Origin of the sequence: Streptomyces sp. NPDC007907, from assembly GCF_042959365.1 — a bacterium.
GTDB classification, from domain to species: Bacteria; Actinomycetota; Actinomycetes; order Streptomycetales; family Streptomycetaceae; genus Streptomyces; species Streptomyces indiaensis.
Map to the genome: position 1 here is coordinate 102369 of NZ_JBIBKR010000002.1, position 18246 is coordinate 120614.

Here is an 18246-nt window from a genome sequence, read left to right on the forward strand (position 1 = left end):
GGCGTGCGTGAGGCGGACGGAGACCTGCGGGAAGCGGACCGAGGCCGCCACCGGCGCAAAGCGGCGCGCAACCCTCCGGCCCGGGGCCGCGTCCCTGACGGAGACGGCCGGTCGTGCACGGTTCGAGCAGCACGACCGGGCCGCGGGGGAGGGCGCGCGATGACCCAGGGCACACGGTCCGCGGGACCGGCCGCACCGGCGCGGCACGCCGTCGTGGTGGGCGGCGGGCTCGCCGGTGTCACCACGGCGCTCGCGCTCGCCGACGCCGGTGTGCGCGTCACCCTGCTGGAGGGCAGGCCGCGCCTCGGCGGACTCGCCTTCTCCTTCCGGCGCGGCGACCTCACCGTCGACAACGGCCAGCACGTCTACCTGCGCTGCTGCACCGCCTACCGCTGGTTCCTCGACCGCATCGAGGGCGCGGCGCTCGCCCCGCTGCAGGACCGGCTCGACGTCCCCGTCCTGGACCTCGCCCGGCCCGAGGGGCGCCGGCTCGGCCGGCTGCGCAGGGACGCCCTGCCCGTGCCGCTGCACCTGGGGCGCAGCCTCGCCTCCTACCCGCACCTGTCGCTCGCCGAGCGCGCCAGGGTGGGCCGGGCCGCACTCGCGCTCAAGGGACTCGACCTGACCGACCCGGCGCTGGACACCCAGGACTTCGGCAGCTGGCTCGCGGCGCACGGCCAGTCGGCGCGTGCCGTGGAGGCCCTGTGGGACCTGGTCGGGGTCGCCACCCTCAACGCGGTCGCCTCCGACGCCTCCCTGGCCCTCGCCGCGATGGTCTTCAAGACCGGCCTGCTGTCCGACCCGGGGGCGGCCGACATCGGCTGGGCGCGCGTCCCGCTGGGCGACCTGCACGACCGGCTGGCCCGCAAGGCGCTCGACTCCGCCGGGGTGCGCACCGAACTGCGCACCCGCGTCACCTCCGTCTCGCGCACCGGGGACGGGCAGTGGTCCGTCCAGGTGCCCGGCGAGACGCTGGAGGCCGACGCCGTGGTCCTCGCCGTACCGCAGCGCGAGGCGCACGACCTGCTGCCCGCGGGCGCCCTCGACGCACCCGAGCGGCTCCTGGAGATCGGCACCGCTCCGATCCTCAACGTCCATGTCGTGTACGACCGCAGGGTCCTCGGCCGACCGTTCTTCACCGCCCTCGGCAGCCCCGTCCAGTGGGTCTTCGACCGCACCGACGCGTCCGGGCTGCGCGAGGGTCAGTACCTCGCCGTGTCCCAGTCCGCCGCCCAGGACGAGATCGACGAGCCCGTCGCCGTGCTGCGCGAGCGGTACCTGCCCGAGCTGGAGCGGCTGCTGCCCCTCGCCCGCGGCGCCGCCGTGCGGGACTTCTTCATCACCCGGGAGCGCACCGCGACGTTCGCTCCCACCCCCGGCGTCGGGAGCCTCAGGCCCGGCGCCCGCACCAAGGCATCCGGCCTCTGTCTGGCCGGAGCGTGGACCGCCACCGGGTGGCCCGCGACCATGGAGAGTGCGGTCCGCAGTGGTGTGAGCGCGGCGGACGCCGTGCTGGGCGCCCTGGGCCGGCCCCGTCCGCAAGCCCTCTTCGAGTTCGAGGAGGCGGCATGATGCCGGCCCAGGCCGGAGCGGCAGGCGGCCCCCGCACCCCCGGTACCGCAACAAGAGGAGAGACTGTGCCCACTGTGCCCCCGGCCTCGAGGACTGCCGAGGCGGTGGACGTGACCGCGCTGCTGGAGCGCGGCCGGACCCTGGCCACTCCGGTACTGCGGGCGGCCGTCGACCGCCTGGCACCTCCCATGGACACTGTTGCCGCCTACCACTTCGGCTGGATCGACGCCCAGGGCAGGCCCGCGGAGGGGGACGGCGGCAAGGCCGTGCGCCCCGCCCTCGCGGTGCTGTCCGCCGAGGTCATGTCGGCCGCCCCCGAGACCGGAGTCCCCGGCGCCGTCGCCGTGGAACTCGTCCACAACTTCTCCCTCCTCCACGACGACCTCATGGACGGCGACGAGCAGCGCCGCCACCGCGACACGGTGTGGAAGGTGCACGGCCCCGCCCAGGCCATCCTGGTCGGCGACGCCCTGTTCGCCCTGGCCAACGAGGTGCTCCTGGAACTCGGCACCGTCGAGGCCGGCCGCGCCACCCGCCGCCTGACCACCGCCAGCCGCGCCCTGATCGACGGTCAGGCCCAGGACATCTCCTACGAGCACCGCGACCGCGTCAGCGTCGAGGAGTGCCTGGAGATGGAGGGCAACAAGACCGGCGCCCTGCTCGCCTGCGCCAGCTCCATCGGCGCGGTCCTCGGCGGCGCGGACGACCACACCGCCGACACCCTCGAGAAGTACGGCTACCACCTGGGCCTGGCCTTCCAGGCCGTCGACGACCTGCTCGGCATCTGGGGCGACCCGGTATCCACCGGCAAGCAGACCTGGAGCGACCTGCGCCAGCGCAAGAAGTCCTTGCCGGTCGTGGCGGCGCTCGCGGCGGGCGGCTCCGCCTCGGAGCGGCTCGGCGAGATCCTCGCCGCCGACGCCAAGGCCAGTGACTTCGAGAACTTCTCCGAGGAGGAGTTCGCGGCCCGCGCCGCCCTCATCGAGCAGGCCGGCGGCCGGGAGTGGACCGCCGACGAGGCCCGCCGTCAGCACACCATCGCCATCGAGGCCCTGGACGCCGTCGACATGCCCGACCGGGTGCGGGAACAGTTCACGGCCCTCGCGGACTTCGTCGTCGTACGGAAGAGATGATCACTATCGGCCGAATAGCTCTCGCGTAGTCGCCGGCCGGTGCCGTGAGTCATCACGCAGCACCGGCCGACGGCGGACCCACAGCAGATGCACACCTTGCACCACTGCACGAAGGGGAAGCCATGACAGCGACGACCGACGGAAGCACCGGGGCCCTGTCACCCCGCGCCGCCGCGGCCAGCGACACCGACACGCACACCCCCGGGGCGGCCGGGGTACCGGAAGCCGCCGCACGCGCCGCCCGGCGTGCCACCGACTTCCTGCTCTCTCTCCAGGACGCCGAGGGCTGGTGGAAGGGCGACCTCGAGACCAACGTCACGATGGACGCCGAGGACCTGCTGCTCCGTCAGTTCCTAGGCATCCGCGACGAGAGGACCACACAGGCCGCCGCGCTCTTCATCCGCGGCGAGCAGGGCGAGGACGGCACCTGGTCCACCTTCTATGGCGGACCGCCCGAACTGTCCGCCACCATCGAGGCGTACGTCGCCCTCCGCCTCGCCGGTGACGCCCCCGACACCCCGCACATGGCGAAGGCCTCCGCGTGGATCCGCGCGCAGGGCGGCATCGCCGCGGCCCGGGTCTTCACCCGGATCTGGCTGGCCCTGTTCGGCTGGTGGAAGTGGGAGGACCTGCCCGAACTCCCGCCGGAGCTTGTCTTCTTCCCGAAGTGGGTGCCGCTCAACATCTACGACTTCGGCTGCTGGGCGCGGCAGACCATCGTCCCGCTGACGATCGTCTCCGCGAAGCGGCCGGTACGCCCCGCGCCCTTCCCGCTCGACGAGCTGCACACCGACCCGGACCGGCCCAACCCGCCCAAGCCCCTTGCCTCGCCGTTCAGTTGGGACGGCGCGTTCCAGCGGATGGACAAGGGCCTGCACGCCCTGCGCAAATTCGCCCCGCGCCGGCTGCGCAGGGCCGCCATGAACAGCGCCGCCCGCTGGATCATCGAACGGCAGGAGAACGACGGCTGCTGGGGCGGCATCCAGCCCCCGGCCGTGTACTCGATCATCGCCCTTCACCTGCTCGGCTACGACCTCGAACACCCCGTCATGCGTGAGGGGCTGGCGTCCCTGGACCGGTTCGCCGTGTGGCGCGAGGACGGGGCCCGGATGATCGAGGCCTGCCAGTCTCCCGTGTGGGACACCTGCCTGGCGGCCATCGCCCTCGTCGACGCCGGACTGCCGCCCGACCACCCGCAGTTGGTGAAGGCGGCCGACTGGATGCTGGGCGAGGAGATCGTCCGGCCCGGTGACTGGTCCGTGAAGCGGCCCGGACTGGCGCCCGGGGGCTGGGCGTTCGAGTTCCACAACGACAACTACCCCGACATCGACGACACCGCCGAGGTGATCCTCGCGCTGCGCCGGATCACCCACCACGATCCGGAGCGGCTGGACCGGGCCGTCGTGCGCGGCCTGCGCTGGACGCTCGGCATGCAGTCGAAGAACGGCGCCTGGGCCGCGTTCGACGTCGACAACACCAGCCCCTTCCCCAACCGGCTGCCGTTCTGCGACTTCGGGGAGGTCATCGACCCGCCCTCCGCCGACGTCACCGCGCACGTCGTCGAGATGCTCGCGGTGGAGGGCCTCGCCCACGACCCGCGCACCCGGCGCGGCATCGAGTGGCTGCTCGCCGAGCAGGAACCGGACGGCTCGTGGTTCGGGCGCTGGGGCGTCAACTACATCTACGGCACCGGATCCGTCGTGCCCGCCCTGACCGCCGCCGGCCTCCCCGCCGCGCACCCGGCGATCCGGCGGGCCGTGGCCTGGCTGGAGTCGGTCCAGAACGACGACGGCGGCTGGGGCGAGGACCTGCGCTCCTACCAGGACGTCGAGGCGTGGAGCGGCAAGGGCGCCTCGACCGCCTCGCAGACGGCGTGGGCGCTGATGGCCCTGCTGGCGGCGGGAGAGCGCGACTCCAAGGCCGTCGCACGCGGCGTCGAGTGGCTCGCCGCCACCCAGCGGGAGGACGGCTCCTGGGACGAGCCGTACTTCACGGGGACGGGCTTCCCGTGGGACTTCTCGATCAACTACCACCTCTACCGGCAGGTCTTCCCACTGACCGCGCTCGGCCGCTACCTGCACGGAGAGCCCTTCGCCGGGCAGCTGCGCCGGAGCGGGACCGGCAAGCCGCTCGCCGAGGCCGAGGGGAGCTGATGAGCGCACAGACCGCCCCGGTCCCGCTGCTGATCGCCTGCGCGCTCGGCATCGAGCAGTTCGCCCTGCGCGCGGGCGGCCGGGGCGGGGCCGGCGGACCGGTCACGGTGCTGCGCACGGGCATGGGGCCGGCGGCCGCCGAGCGGGCCGTCACCCGTGTGCTGGCCGACCCGGCCCTGCGCGACGCCGCCGTCCTGGCCACCGGCTTCTGCGCGGGGCTCGCACAGGACATGCACCCCGGCGATCTGGTCGTCGCCGAGGAGACCCGGGACCCGCGCGGCACGACGCCCTGCGTCGGGACCGAACTGCTGGTGAAGGAGCTGGCCCGCGCGCTGCCCGGGCGAACCGTGCACACCGGCCCGCTGACCGGCTCCGACCACGTCGTACGCGGCCCCGAACGGTCCGCTCTGCGCGCGACCGGCGCGATCGCCGTCGACATGGAGTCCGCCGTCACGCTCCTGAGCGCCGTGCGCGCGGGCGAGCGCCCGGTTGCGGCCGTCCGGGTGGTCGTGGACGCTCCTGAACATGAACTCGTCCGGATCGGCACGGTACGCGGTGGAATATCGGCTTTCCGTGTTCTTCGCTCCGTCCTTCCCGCTTTCTTCGAATGGCACCGTTCCTTGCTGCTCCCCAGGAGGTGAGCCAGATGGCCATGCCGCTCCGACAGTCCATCAAGGTCGCTACATACTTGGCTGAACAGAAGATCCGCCGACGGGACAAGTTTCCGCTGATCGTCGAGCTGGAGCCGCTGTTCGCCTGCAACCTCAAGTGCGAGGGCTGCGGCAAGATCCAGCATCCGGCCGGGGTGCTCAAGCAGCGGATGCCGGTCGCCCAGGCCGTGGGGGCGGTCATGGAGTCCGGCGCCCCGATGGTGTCCATCGCCGGCGGCGAGCCGCTGATGCACCCGCAGATCGACGAGATCGTCCGCCAGCTGGTGGCCAAGCGGAAGTACGTTTTCCTCTGCACCAACGCGATGCTGTTGCGCAAGAAGATGGACAAGTTCACGCCGTCGCCCTACTTCGCCTTCGCGGTGCACATCGACGGCCTGCGGGAGCGGCACGACGAGTCGGTCGCCAAGGAGGGCGTGTTCGACGAGGCCGTGGAGGCGATCAAGGAGGCCAAGCGGCGCGGCTTCCGGGTCACCACCAACTCGACCTTCTTCAACACCGACACCCCTCAGACGATCATCGAGGTGCTGAACTTCCTCAACGACGACCTCCAGGTCGACGAGATGATGATCTCGCCCGCCTACGCCTACGAGAAGGCCCCCGACCAGGAGCACTTCCTCGGCGTGGAGCAGACCCGCGAGCTTTTCAAGAAGGCCTTCGCCGGCGGCAACCGGCGGCGCTGGCGGCTCAACCACTCGCCGCTCTTCCTGGACTTCCTGGAGGGCAAGGTCGACTTCCCGTGCACCGCGTGGGCGATCCCGAACTATTCGCTCTTCGGCTGGCAGCGCCCCTGCTATCTGATGAGCGACGGGTACGTGCCGACGTACCGGGAGCTGGTCGAGGACACCGACTGGGACAAGTACGGCCGCGGCAAGGACCCGCGCTGCGCCAACTGCATGGCGCACTGCGGCTACGAGCCCACCGCCGTCCTCGCCACCATGGGATCGCTGAAGGAGTCTCTGCGCGCCCTGCGCGAGACGGTCTCCGGGAACCGGGAGTGATGTCATGACCGCTGTCCCGCTGGGCGTCCCGGAGGTGCCGGCCCGCCCGATCGCCGAGCGGCGTGTCTCGCGCCGCATCCAGGTCGGTCCGGTGGCGGTGGGGGGCGGGGCCCCGGTGTCGGTGCAGTCGATGACGACGACCCGCACCTCGGACGTCGGAGCCACGCTGCAGCAGATCGCGGAGCTGACCGCGTCCGGCTGCCAGATCGTCCGGGTCGCCTGCCCCACGCAGGACGACGCGGACGCCCTGGCGACCATCGCGCGCAAGTCGCAGATCCCGGTGATCGCGGACATCCACTTCCAGCCGAAGTACGTGTTCGCGGCCATCGAGGCGGGCTGTGCGGCGGTCCGCGTCAACCCGGGCAACATCAAGCAGTTCGACGACCGGGTCAAGGAGATCGCCCAGGCGGCGAAGGACCACGGCACGCCGATCCGGATCGGCGTCAACGCCGGGTCGCTGGACCGGCGCCTGCTCCGGAAGTACGGCAGGGCGACCCCGGAGGCGCTCGTGGAGAGCGCGCTGTGGGAGGCGTCCCTGTTCGAGGAGCACGGCTTCCGGGACATCAAGATCTCCGTCAAGCACAACGACCCGGTCGTCATGATCGAGGCGTACCGGCAGCTGGCCGAGCAGTGCGACTACCCGCTGCACCTGGGCGTGACGGAGGCCGGACCGGCGTTCCAGGGCACGATCAAGTCGGCGGTGGCGTTCGGGGCGCTGCTCTCGCGCGGCATCGGCGACACCATCCGGGTGTCGCTGTCCGCGCCGCCGGCCGAGGAGGTCAAGGTCGGCATCCAGATCCTGCAGTCCCTCGGGCTCAAGGAGCGCCGGCTGGAGATCGTGTCGTGCCCGTCCTGCGGGCGCGCCCAGGTCGACGTCTACCAGCTCGCCGAGGAGGTCACGGCCGGGCTCGACGGCATGGAGGTGCCGCTGCGCGTCGCGGTCATGGGATGTGTGGTCAACGGGCCCGGCGAGGCGCGGGAGGCCGATCTGGGGGTCGCCTCCGGCAACGGCAAGGGGCAGATCTTCGTCAAGGGCGAGGTCATCAAGACCGTCCCGGAATCCAAGATCGTCGAGACGCTGATCGAAGAGGCGATGAAGATCGCCGAGCAGATGGAGCAGGACGGCGTGGGGTCGGGGGAGCCGGCCGTCACCGTGAGCTGAACAGCACGGAATGCGAAGGGGGCCCGAGCGTGACGATACTGGAGAACATCCGGGGACCACGCGACCTGAAGGCGCTGTCCGAGGCGGAACTGGGGGAACTGGCCGAAGAGATCCGGGAGTTCCTGGTGCACGCGGTCGCCAGGACCGGCGGGCACCTGGGACCCAACCTGGGCGTGGTGGAGCTGACCATCGCCCTGCACCGGGTCTTCGAGTCACCGGCCGACCGCATCCTCTGGGACACCGGCCATCAGAGCTACGTCCACAAACTGCTCACCGGCCGTCAGGACTTCTCCAAGCTGCGCGGCAAGGGCGGCCTGTCCGGCTACCCCTCGCGTGAGGAGTCCGAGCACGACGTCATCGAGAACAGTCACGCCTCCACCGCGCTCGGCTGGGCCGACGGACTGGCCAAGGCCCGCCAGGTGCAGGGGGAGAAGGGCCATGTCGTCGCGGTCATCGGCGACGGGGCCCTCACCGGCGGCATGGCCTGGGAGGCGCTGAACAACATCGCCGCCGCCAAGGACCGGCCGCTGATCATCGTCGTCAACGACAACGAACGCTCCTACGCCCCCACCATAGGCGGCCTCGCCAGCCACCTCGCCACGCTGCGCACGACCGACGGCTACGAGCGGGTCCTGGCCTGGGGCAAGGACGTCCTCCAGGGCACGCCCCTGGTCGGCAACACCCTCTACGAGGCCCTGCACGGCGCGAAGAAGGGCTTCAAGGACGCCTTCGCCCCGCAGGGTCTCTTCGAGGACCTGGGCCTGAAGTACGTGGGGCCGATCGACGGGCACGACACCCGGGCCGTGGAGTCCGCGCTGCGGCGCGCGAAACGCTTCCACGGGCCGGTGCTCGTCCACTGCCTCACGGAGAAGGGCCGCGGCTACGAGCCCGCCCTCGCCCACGAGGAGGACCACTTCCACACCGTGGGCGTGATGGACCCGCTGACCTGCGCACCGCTCTCCCCGTCGGGCGGCCCCTCCTGGACCTCGGTGTTCGGCGAGGAGATCGTCCGGATCGGTGAGGAACGGGACGACGTGGTGGCGATCACCGCCGCCATGCTGCACCCGGTCGGTCTCGGTGCCTTCGCCGAGCGGTTCCCGGACCGGGTGTGGGACGTCGGCATCGCCGAACAGCACGCGGCCGTGTCCGCCGCGGGCCTGGCGACGGGCGGCCTGCACCCCGTCGTCGCCGTCTACGCCACCTTCCTCAACCGCGCCTTCGACCAGCTGCTGATGGACGTGGCCCTGCACCGCTGCGGGGTGACCTTCGTACTCGACCGGGCCGGGGTCACCGGCGTCGACGGGGCCTCCCACAACGGCATGTGGGACATGTCCGTCCTCCAGGTCGTGCCCGGACTACGCATCGCCGCGCCGCGCGACGCCGACCAGCTGCGCGCGCAGCTGCGCGAGGCCGTCGCCGTGGACGACGCGCCGACCCTCGTGCGCTTCCCGAAGGAGTCCGTCGGCCCGTCGGTCCCGGCGGTGGACCGGGTGGGCGGACTGGACGTGCTGCACCGTTCCCCCGAGCCGCAGGTCCTCCTGGTGGCCGTCGGCGTGATGGCGCCGGTCTGCCTCCAGGCCGCCGAGCTGCTCGAAGCCCGCGGCATCGGCTGCACCGTTGTCGACCCCCGTTGGGTCAAGCCCGTCGACCCGGCGCTCCCCGGCCTCGCCGCCGAGCACCGCCTGGTCGCCGTCGTCGAGGACAACAGCCGCGCCGCCGGCGTCGGCTCCGCCGTGGCGCTCGCCCTGGGCGACGCCGAGGTCGACGTACCCGTGCGGCGGTTCGGCATCCCCGAGCAGTTCCTCGCGCACGCCAAGCGCGGTGAGGTGCTCGCCGACATCGGCCTGACACCCGTCGAGGTCGCCGGACGGATCAGCGCGAGTCTGGCCGTCAAGGATGAGCTGTCCAAGGAGCCACAGGAATGACCACCGCCGAATCCGCGTCGGAGTCGTCGCAGGCCGGGGAGTTCGACCTCGGCAAGCTGCTGGCCGAGCGCGGAGCCGAGCGCTACGAGCTGCACACCCGGTACCTCAACCACCAGCTCCCGCGCATGCTGCACACCATCGGCTTCGACAAGGTCTACGAGCGCGCCGAGGGCGCCTACTTCTACGACGCGGACGGCAACGACTACCTGGACATGCTCGCCGGGTTCGGGGTGATGGGCCTCGGCCGCCACCACCCCGTGATCCGCAAGGCCCTGCACGACGTCCTGGACGCCGGGCTCGCCGACCTCACCCGGTTCGACTGCCAGCCGCTGCCCGGCCTGCTCGCCGAGAAGCTGCTCGCCCACAGCCCGCACCTGGACCGGGTGTTCTTCGGCAACAGCGGCACCGAGGCGGTCGAGGGCGCGCTGAAGTTCGCCCGGTTCGCCACGGGCAGGCCCAGGGTCCTGTACTGCGCGCACGCCTTCCACGGGCTGACCACCGGCTCCCTGTCCGTCAACGGCGAGTCCGGCTTCCGCGACGGCTTCGCCCCGCTGCTGCCCGACACGGCCGTACCGCTCGGCGACCTCGACGCGCTGGAGCGAGAGCTGAGGAAGGGCGACGTCGCCGCGCTGATCGTGGAGCCGATCCAGGGCAAGGGCGTGCTGGAGGGGCCACCCGGCTGGCTTCGGGCCGCCCAGGAGCTGCTGCACCGGCACAAGGCGCTGCTCATCGCCGACGAGGTGCAGACGGGTCTCGGCCGGACCGGCGACTTCTACGCCTACCAGCACGAGGACGGAGTGGAGCCCGACCTGGTGTGCGTGGCCAAGGCGCTCTCCGGTGGCTATGTGCCGGTCGGCGCCACCATCGGCAGGGACTGGATCTTCAAGAAGGTCTACTCGTCGATGGACCGGGTGCTGGTCCACTCGGCGAGCTTCGGGTCCAACGCGCAGGCCATGGCGGCGGGCCTGGCGGTGCTGTCGGTGATGGAGAGCGAACAGGTCGTCGCCCAGGTCCGGGCCACCGGGGAGCGGCTCAGGTCACGGCTCGCGGCGCTGACGGACCGGTACGAGATGCTCGCGGAGGTCCGCGGCCGGGGCCTGATGATCGGCATCGAGTTCGGACGGCCCCGGTCGCTGAAGCTGCGCAGCCGCTGGGCCATGCTCCAGGCCGCCCGCAAGGGGCTCTTCGCGCAGATGGTCGTCGTGCCGCTGCTGCAACGGCACCGGATCCTCACCCAGGTGTCCGGCGACCACATGGAGGTGATCAAGCTGATCCCACCGCTGATCATCGGTGAGCGCGAGGTGGACCGGTTCGTCGACGCCTTCACGGCCGTCATGGACGACGCGCACAACGGCGGACTGGTGTGGGACTTCGGGAAGACCCTCGTCAAGCAGGCCGTGGCCAACCGCTGAACCTCGGCCGGGCCGGCCCGCGGCTTTGCCTCCCAGGCAAGAAATTTGCCGCAGAGGCAAGTCTCCGGCTGAATGGAGTCATGAGCTCCTCCGAGACCGAGCGGCCCCGAGGGGCCGACTCGCCGGCCGACCAGGCGGACGGTGCGCTGTCCACCGCGGTGGCGCCCCGGCTGCGGGCCCTGCGGCGCCAGGCTTCCCTGACGCTGGAGGCCGCGGCCCGCGCCGCCGGGCTGTCGCCCGCCCACCTCTCCCGGCTGGAGACCGGGCAGCGCCAGCCCTCGCTGCCGATGCTGCTGGCCCTCGCCCGCATCTACGGTACGACGGTCTCCGAACTGCTGGGAGAGACGGTCGCCGAACGGGACGCCGTCATCCGCGCCGCCGACATGGAACCCACCGCTGCGGGCGGCTGGACCTACTGGCAGGCCGGCGCCCCCGGCCGCGGGATGCAGGCCCTGCGCGTCCACGTCCCGCATGGCTCCCAGGGCGACATCGTGCGCGTCCACCCCGGCGAGGAGTGGCTCCATGTGCTGCGCGGCCGGCTGCGGCTGCGCCTCGGGGACGCCACCCACCGGCTGGCGGCCGGCGACAGCGCCCACTTCGACTCGCTCACCCCGCACCGGATCGCCGCCGAGGACCACGACGGCGTCGACCTGCTCTTCGTCCACACCCTGCTGCAGAGCCCCACGGCCGCCCTGTGCCTGGGCCCCAACCCCGGAGACATGACATGAGCAACTTGGAGGAGAAGTTCCCCCGGGCCCTGTGGGTGAGGCTGTTCGTCTACCTCATCGCCGGGCACATCTTCGCCGCCTTCGTGTACCTGCTGTTCGAGGTCGGGGCCAAGTAGCCCCAGCCGCGCACCTCAGTCGAGGAGCCGCTCGCGCAGCCGCTCCCGGGTCTCCGCGGAGAGACCGAGCCCCTTCTCCAGGTAGGTGTCGACGCCGCCCCACGTCTCCTCGATGGTGTCGAAGGCCGCCGCCAGGTACTCGGCACGCGCGTCGAAGAGGGGGCTGAGCAGCTCCATGACCTCGGGGGAGTAGGCCGAGGCGGCGGAGCTGGAGCGGTGCACCTTGTAGCGGCGGTGCTTGGCGTTCGACTTCAGGTAGTCCTCGACGATCGCCTCGCGCTCGACACCCAGGGCGAGCAGCGTCACCGCGACGGACAGACCCGCGCGGTCCTTGCCCGCCGCGCAGTGCATCAGCGCCGGCACGCTGTCCTGCGCGAGCGCGTGCAGCACCCGGGAGTGCTCGCCGGTGCGGTGCTTGATGATCGTGCGGTACGAGGCGATCATGCGGCCTGCGCCCTTGCCGTCGGCGAGGATCTCGCGCAGCTGGTCCAGGTTGCCGTCGCGGACCATCTTCCAGAACTCGGCGCCGTCGGCCGGGTCGCTCAGCGGCAGGTTCACATTGCGCACGCCGGGCAGCTCGACGTCCGGCCCTTCGAGCTTCTGGTCGGCCGCGTTGCGGAAGTCGAAGATCGTGTGCAGACCCAGACCGGTCAGGAAGGCGGTGTCCTCCCCGGTCGCGTGGGCGAGGTGGCCGCTGCGGAACAGCACGCCCTGCCGCACCCGCCGCCCGTCGACGGTCGGAAGTCCGCCCACATCGCGGAAGTTGCGCACTCCGGCCAGCTCGGGCTCGGTCGACGGGACCTGCTGTGTCACGAGGGCTCCTCCCCTTCGGCGCCGCCGGCGCGGCTCGTCGACGGGCGTCACTCGACGATACGACATGCCTGCCTGGGGCAATGAGTTGTCCACAAGCGTTGCCCGGAGCCCCCACAGCACTCGATGATGTTGCCGCCTGGTCGGATCTGGTCGGGCCTGTTCGCATCTGTGAGGGCATGATGCCGGACCTCTCCGAAGACGGTCGTACCTGGATGCTCTCCGGGCCGGCCGGCAGCTACGCCGTCCACGTCACCGACCGGGACGAGCTGCTGCACCTGCGCTGGGGTCCCCGCATCGACCTGGCCGACGCCGAGGCCCTCGCGCTGAGGCCGCTGCCGGACTACCGGCCCTTCGAGTCCACGCTCGACGGGCGCGAGGAGCACCCGGTCGAAGGCGGCCCCCGCTTCGTGCGCCCCGCCCTGTCCGTACGCACGACCGAGCGTCGGGGCACCGAATGGGCCTATCCGGGGCACGACGCCGAGGAGGGCGAGCTGCGGCTGCGCTTCCGTGGTCGACGACGGCTGGTTCGGGGCACGCACCGGGGACCGGGCCGGCCTCGGTGACTGGACTCCGAGCCCCCACCGCTTCCCGGGCGGACTGAAGCCGCTCGCCGACCATGTGCACGGCCTCGGCATGCAGTTCGGGATCTGGGTGGAGCCCGAGATGGTCAACCCGGACAGCGACCTGTACCGGGCACATCCCGACTGGGTCCAGTATCAAACAGGTCGAAAGAGGACGGAGTTCCGCAATGAGCTCGTATTGAACCTCGCTCGCGAGGACCTCCGGGAGTACCTGTGGGAGCAGCTCGACGGACTCCTCTCCAGTGCACCGGTCGACTACGTGAAGTGGGACTTCAACCGCTGCTTCACCGACGCCGGATGGCCGGACGACGCCTCTCCGCAGCGGCTGTGGGTCGACCACGTCCACGGCCTGTACGCGTTGCTGGACCGGCTGTGGGCCGCCCGTCCGGGAGTGGCCTTCGAGTCCTGCTCGGGTGGCGGCGGGCGGATCGACCTCGGTGTGCTGAGCCGCATGGACCAGGTGTGGACCTCCGACAGCACCGACCCCCTCGACCGGCTCGCCATCCAGCACGGCTTCAGCCGGATCCATCCGGCCCGGGTCATGGCCGCCTGGGTCACGGACAGCCCGAACGCCATGCTCAACCACCGGGCCGGCTCGCTGCGGTTCCGGTTCGTCAGCGCCATGGCCGGGGTGCTCGGGGGCGGCGGCGACCTCACCGGGTGGACGTCCGGGGAACTCGCCGAAGCCGGCGAGTGGGTGAGGCTGTACAAGGAGATCCGGCCCCTGGTGCAGCGCGGTGACCTGTACCGGCTGCGGCCGCCGCAGGCCGGGCTGAGCGCCGTGCAGTACGTCCTCGGTGACGAGACCGTCGTCCTCGCCCGGCTCCAGGCGCAGCGCTACGGCGAGCCCGTGCCGTCGCTCCGGCTGCGCGGCCTACCCGACAGCATCGTACGAATGGCGCGAAACGGGCGAAGTTCACCGCGGGGCGCTCCTGCTGCACCACGGACTGCGGGTCGGTCTGCGTGGAGACCTGGACGCCGCAGCCGTCCGGCTTAAGCGGAAGTGGCCGTTCTGTCCGAATGGGGAATTTAGGCCGCTAAGGCATAACGTGCCCCGATCGCAAAGGAGATGGGATCGGGGTGCGTGACCATCGTCATATTCGTGACGATCCGCTGTCGCCATGTTCACGTAATCTCCGCATGATGCAGGGCTATTGAGCAAAGCGGGAGATCCGTAATCCACGCTCGGTGACAGCGCACGTGCCCATGTGTCGGGAAAAACGGGGTCACGCGCAATCGCAAGCTTGTCCCCTTGCGTCTCGGTCGCTTACGTTCCACACCAATCCGGACGGACGCCTAATCCTGCCGCCGCCCGGAGCCCGCACACACTGACCCGACGCACGGCAGGAGCGGGGGACCCACAGGTAAGACGCCTGTTCCGGTTCCCGGAACGGCTTGGGGTTCAGCCGCGCACCGGCGCGGCCGGGCATCTCCAGCCCGCACCCGACAGCTCACCTCGCAGGCGACGGAGAGGAATTCGTCATGCCCGCGAAGGGTAAGCATCGCCGCCCCAAGACCCAGCGTTTCACCCGCTCCATCGCCGTCGCCGGAACCGGCGGAGCCGCCCTCGCCCTGCCGCTCATGGGGGCCGCCGGCGCCCATGCCGCAACGCCGCAGTCGGCTCCGGAAAAGGCCGCCCAGTCCGCTCCGGTCGCCGGTGAAAAGGCCGCCGAAAAGACCGATGGCGCCCACACGTACACCGTGAAGGCCGGCGATTACCTCGCCAGGATCGCCGACCAGCAGAACGTCAGCGGCGGTTGGAAGAAGCTCTACGCGGACAACCGCGAGGCCGTGGGCTCCGACCCCTCGCTGATCCACCCGGGCCTGAAGCTCTCGATCGGCAAGAAGGCCGCGGCGGCCCCGAAGACCTCGGCCCCCGCCGCGCCGAAGGCATCGGCCGAGAAGCCCGCCGCCGAGTCGGCCCCGAAGGCGCAGAGCGCCGCCAAGCCGGCTGCCGCCAAGCCCGCCGCCGAGAGCAACTCCAGTGGCTACACCCTGCCGGTGGCCGGCGCCACCGTCGGCACGCCGTACCGCATGTCCGGCAGCATGTGGTCCAGCGGCTACCACACCGGCGTCGACTTCGTCGTCCCGACCGGCACGTCCCTCAAGGCCGTCGGCGCCGGCACGGTCGTCTCCGCCGGCTGGGGCGGCGCCTACGGCAACCAGGTCGTCATCAAGCTGAACGACGGCCACTACGCCCAGTACGCCCACCTGTCCCAGCTCTCCGTGTCGGCCGGCCAGACCGTGACCGCCGGACAGCAGGTCGGCCTCTCCGGGGCGACCGGCAACGTGACCGGACCGCACCTGCACTTCGAGATCCGCACCACGCCGGACTACGGCTCGGACGTGGACCCGGTCGCCTTCCTGCGCTCGCACGGCGTCTCCGTCGGCTGACCCACCGCACGACCACCTGCCTGACACGCTTCCGAAGGCCGGACCCCGATCCCCGGGTCCGGCCTTCGGTGTGTGCGCGTGCGGTCGCCCGCCTCAAGGTGGCTTCCGGGCCGGGCGGCTCACCCCGAAACATCCCTGACAAGCGGGGTATTCCGGAGTTGGCCCACCCTTGAGGAGTGGCTTATCTCACCGCCCGTCAACCCTTGCCTACGGTCGCGTAAGTCACATTCGAAGGTGAATCATGAGCTGCTGTGGCAGACGATTCGAAGAGTGACAGCAGAGCAGAGATCGGGTCGTACGTGGCGCTGGGGGACAGCTTCACCGAGGGCGTCGGCGACCCCGGCCCCGACGGGGCGTTCGTCGGCTGGGCCGACCGGTTCGCCGTCCTGCTCGCCGACCGCAGGCCCGAGGGCGACTTCCGGTACACCAATCTCGCCGTACGCGGGAAGCTCCTCGACCAGATCGTGGCGGACCAGGTTCCGCGGGCCGTCGACATGGCCCCGGACCTCGTCTCGTTCTGCGCCGGGGGCAACGACATCATCCGGCCCGGCACCGACCCGGACGAGGTGGCCGAGCGCTTCGAGCGGGCGCTGGCCCAGCTCACCGCCGCGTCCGGCACGGTCATGGTGACGACCGGTTTCGACACCCGTGGCGTGCCCGTGCTCAAGCACCTGCGCGGCAAGATCGCCACGTACAACGGACACGTGCGGGCCATCGCCGACCGGTACGGCTGCCCGGTGCTCGATCTGTGGTCCCTGCGCAGCGTGCAGGACCGCAGGGCCTGGGACGCCGACCGGCTGCACCTGTCGCCCGAGGGGCACACGCGCGTGGCGCTCCGCGCGGGTCAGGTGCTGGGCCTCGATGTGCCGGCCGACCCCGAGCAGGCGTGGCCCCCGCTGCCCCCGCGCGGCGCGCTCCACGTGCGGCGCGACAACGTCGCCTGGGCGCGCGAGTTCCTGGTGCCGTGGATCGGGCGCCGGCTGCGCGGGGAGTCGTCGGGCGACCACGTGACGGCCAAGGGCGCGCTGTCCCCGGACGACATCAGGATGCGGATCGCGTCGGTGGCGTGACGGTGGCCGGATGTGTGGGCGTGCGGCGTCCGCTCGCCGAACGCCGGTGCCGGCCGTGTGGCCCGGCCGCCCGCACGCCCGCCCCGCACCGCCACCGCGGACAAGACCGCCGTACCGTGGAACGCCGCATCGACGGAATGCGACGTGACACGGTCACGGTACTGCGGTGGGTTCCCGCGCCTGCGCTGGCGGAGGTCGGCATGTCCGGATCGTCCGCGGTGCCGACCGGTGGCGGAGGCCGACGTTCGCCGCGCCTTGCGCGCCCATGACAGCGGGTCAGCGGCTCCAGCCCAGCTCGCGCGCCAGAATCAACTCCTGAGGGGTGAGGGCCGTGGGGACGAGCCGTTCCGGATGTCCGGCCGGCGTGGCGGGCGCGGACCGGTCCGGTTCGTGAGGGCCGGCGGGCAGGTGCCCGGTCCAGAACGCGCCGAGGCTGATCAGGCCCAGCCAGAAGGTCCTGCCGAACCACCTCACTGGGGCTTGCGGCCGATCGCGAGGGTGTCGGGTCCGCTCACCGCCGTGGTACGGACGTCGGTGAAACCGGCGTCGGACAGCCAGCGGACGCACTCCGCGGGTGTGTACTCGCGTCCTTCGTCGGAGGTCAGCAGCATGTTCAGACTGCCGAGAAGACTCAGGCCGGCACTGCGTCGGTCGTCGTCGATCATCCGGTCGTAGACGAGGACGACACCGCCCGGGGGGAGCGTCCGGTGGATGCGGGCGACCAGGGCCTCGCGCTGCCCTGGACCGAAGTAGTGAAGGATGTGTCCGACGATGAAGACATCGGCTCGCGGTAGGGCGTCGGTGAAGAAGTCGCCCGCGACGAAGCGCACGTGGTCCGTCGTCTTGAGAGACTTCATGTGTTCCTGGAAGAAGGGCTCCATCTCGGGCAGGTCGAAGCAGGTGGCCCGCAGGTGCGGGTGAGTCCGGTGCAGGTGCGCGGCGAGGTTGCCACGCGCACCACCGAGGTCGACGAAGGAGGAGTACCGTCCCCAGTCGAGCGCGCCGGCCAGGCTGTGCCCGACGCCGCTGTTGACGGCGTCCATGGCGCCGAGGAAGCCGCGGGCCGCGTCGGGGTCCGCGTAGCCACCGAAGAAACCGCCCTGGCTCAGCACCTGCTTCTCGCCCGTGCGCAGGGCATCGGTCAGCCGCGCCCAGACGGGGAACAGCTTGGTGTCCGCGAGCCGCGCGTAGCCGCCCACGTATCCGGGCTTGCGCCGGTCCAAGTAGCGGTCGGCGGCCGGGCTGTTGCGATACACCTCCTCGCCCTCCCGCTCCAGGAGCCCGAGCGCCACGAGGGCGTCGAGGAAGTCCCGTGCGCCGCGGAGATGGATGCCCGCCCGGTCACACAGCTCTCCCAGGGGCAGCGGCTTGTCGGCGAGCAGGGTGAAGAGGTCCAGTTCGACCGCGCTGATGAGGGCGCGCGATCCGTAGAAGGCCATGGTCAGCTGAAGGATCTCGCCCGGTCCACGGACGTGCGTGTGCGGTGCCATAGTGTGCTCGCTCTCCTTGAATGCGGGG

16 protein-coding genes, 1 pseudogene and 1 riboswitch are annotated in these 18246 nt (G+C 71.4%); of the genes and pseudogenes, 14 read left to right on the forward strand and 3 right to left on the reverse strand.

The genetic code is table 11. From position 1 onward, the window contains the following. Positions 1-7: 7 nt before the first annotated feature. From ACFZDI_RS06475 to ACFZDI_RS06525, 11 genes are all read left to right on the forward strand, one after another. Positions 8-163 carry a DUF6380 family protein gene (locus ACFZDI_RS06475; protein ID WP_372486602.1) on the forward strand — a complete coding sequence of 52 codons (156 nt, stop codon included), beginning with the start codon at positions 8-10 and terminating at the stop codon, positions 161-163. Next, the gene (gene hpnE / locus ACFZDI_RS06480; protein WP_391248188.1) at positions 160-1572 is read left to right on the forward strand and encodes a hydroxysqualene dehydroxylase HpnE; all 1413 of its coding nucleotides are present in this window, start codon (positions 160-162) and stop codon (positions 1570-1572) included. The genes ACFZDI_RS06475 and hpnE overlap by 4 nt, the downstream gene beginning before the upstream one ends. A 65-nt stretch (positions 1573-1637) precedes the next feature. Further along, on the forward strand, positions 1638-2705 hold the full coding sequence (locus ACFZDI_RS06485; RefSeq protein WP_372486600.1) for a polyprenyl synthetase family protein: 1068 nt from the start codon (positions 1638-1640) through the stop codon (positions 2703-2705). Between the two features lie 122 nt (positions 2706-2827). Continuing rightward, positions 2828-4858, forward strand: a complete 2031-nt coding sequence (gene shc / locus ACFZDI_RS06490) for a squalene--hopene cyclase (RefSeq protein WP_391248191.1) — start codon at positions 2828-2830, stop codon at positions 4856-4858. Then, positions 4858-5499: a 1-hydroxy-2-methyl-2-butenyl 4-diphosphate reductase gene (locus tag ACFZDI_RS06495; protein ID WP_361121451.1), complete on the forward strand. Its 642-nt coding sequence runs from the start codon at positions 4858-4860 to the stop codon at positions 5497-5499. The genes shc and ACFZDI_RS06495 overlap by 1 nt, the downstream gene beginning before the upstream one ends. Before the next feature lie 5 nt (positions 5500-5504). Further along, a complete protein-coding gene (hpnH, locus tag ACFZDI_RS06500; protein WP_234846812.1) occupies positions 5505-6527 on the forward strand; it encodes an adenosyl-hopene transferase HpnH in 1023 nt (340 codons plus the stop codon). Between the two features lie 4 nt (positions 6528-6531). Beyond that, positions 6532-7689 (forward strand): flavodoxin-dependent (E)-4-hydroxy-3-methylbut-2-enyl-diphosphate synthase, encoded by a 1158-nt coding sequence (gene ispG / locus ACFZDI_RS06505; RefSeq protein WP_391248194.1) that lies wholly within the window; start codon positions 6532-6534, stop codon positions 7687-7689. A gap of 29 nt (positions 7690-7718) precedes the next feature. Beyond that, positions 7719-9614, forward strand: coding sequence for a 1-deoxy-D-xylulose-5-phosphate synthase (gene dxs / locus ACFZDI_RS06510; RefSeq protein WP_234846814.1), 1896 nt, complete (start codon positions 7719-7721; stop codon positions 9612-9614). Then, a complete protein-coding gene (locus ACFZDI_RS06515) occupies positions 9611-11026 on the forward strand; it encodes an aminotransferase class III-fold pyridoxal phosphate-dependent enzyme (protein WP_391248196.1) in 1416 nt (471 codons plus the stop codon). The genes dxs and ACFZDI_RS06515 overlap by 4 nt, the downstream gene beginning before the upstream one ends. A gap of 80 nt (positions 11027-11106) precedes the next feature. Beyond that, positions 11107-11754 (forward strand): helix-turn-helix domain-containing protein, encoded by a 648-nt coding sequence (locus tag ACFZDI_RS06520; RefSeq protein ID WP_234846816.1) that lies wholly within the window; start codon positions 11107-11109, stop codon positions 11752-11754. Then, positions 11751-11870, forward strand: a complete 120-nt coding sequence (locus ACFZDI_RS06525) for a DUF6126 family protein (protein WP_234846817.1) — start codon at positions 11751-11753, stop codon at positions 11868-11870. Before ACFZDI_RS06520 ends, ACFZDI_RS06525 begins: the two co-directional genes overlap by 4 nt. A 15-nt stretch (positions 11871-11885) precedes the next feature. Here ACFZDI_RS06525 and ACFZDI_RS06530 read toward each other — a convergent pair whose 3' ends face one another. After that, positions 11886-12683, reverse strand: coding sequence for a tyrosine-protein phosphatase (locus ACFZDI_RS06530; RefSeq protein ID WP_391248198.1), 798 nt, complete (start codon positions 12681-12683; stop codon positions 11886-11888). A gap of 179 nt (positions 12684-12862) precedes the next feature. On the opposite strand from ACFZDI_RS06530, the pseudogene ACFZDI_RS06535 reads away from it, so the two are divergent. The 3 genes and pseudogenes from ACFZDI_RS06535 (at position 12863) to ACFZDI_RS06545 (ending at position 16728) form a co-directional block, all read left to right on the forward strand. Beyond that, positions 12863-14352, forward strand: a pseudogene (locus tag ACFZDI_RS06535) (alpha-galactosidase). 233 nt (positions 14353-14585) lie between these two features. Beyond that, positions 14586-14742: riboswitch (cyclic di-AMP (ydaO/yuaA leader) on the forward strand. A gap of 4 nt (positions 14743-14746) precedes the next feature. Beyond that, the gene (locus ACFZDI_RS06540) at positions 14747-15658 is read left to right on the forward strand and encodes a M23 family metallopeptidase (protein ID WP_234846820.1); all 912 of its coding nucleotides are present in this window, start codon (positions 14747-14749) and stop codon (positions 15656-15658) included. A gap of 251 nt (positions 15659-15909) precedes the next feature. Continuing rightward, positions 15910-16728 (forward strand): SGNH/GDSL hydrolase family protein, encoded by an 819-nt coding sequence (locus ACFZDI_RS06545; protein WP_234846821.1) that lies wholly within the window; start codon positions 15910-15912, stop codon positions 16726-16728. Positions 16729-17004: 276 nt separating this feature from the next. Here ACFZDI_RS06545 and ACFZDI_RS06550 read toward each other — a convergent pair whose 3' ends face one another. Next, a complete protein-coding gene (locus ACFZDI_RS06550; RefSeq protein WP_391248201.1) occupies positions 17005-17202 on the reverse strand; it encodes a DUF6059 family protein in 198 nt (65 codons plus the stop codon). Beyond that, positions 17199-18218 (reverse strand): methyltransferase, encoded by a 1020-nt coding sequence (locus tag ACFZDI_RS06555; RefSeq protein WP_391248203.1) that lies wholly within the window; start codon positions 18216-18218, stop codon positions 17199-17201. The genes ACFZDI_RS06550 and ACFZDI_RS06555 overlap by 4 nt, the downstream gene beginning before the upstream one ends. Positions 18219-18246: the final 28 nt, after the last annotated feature.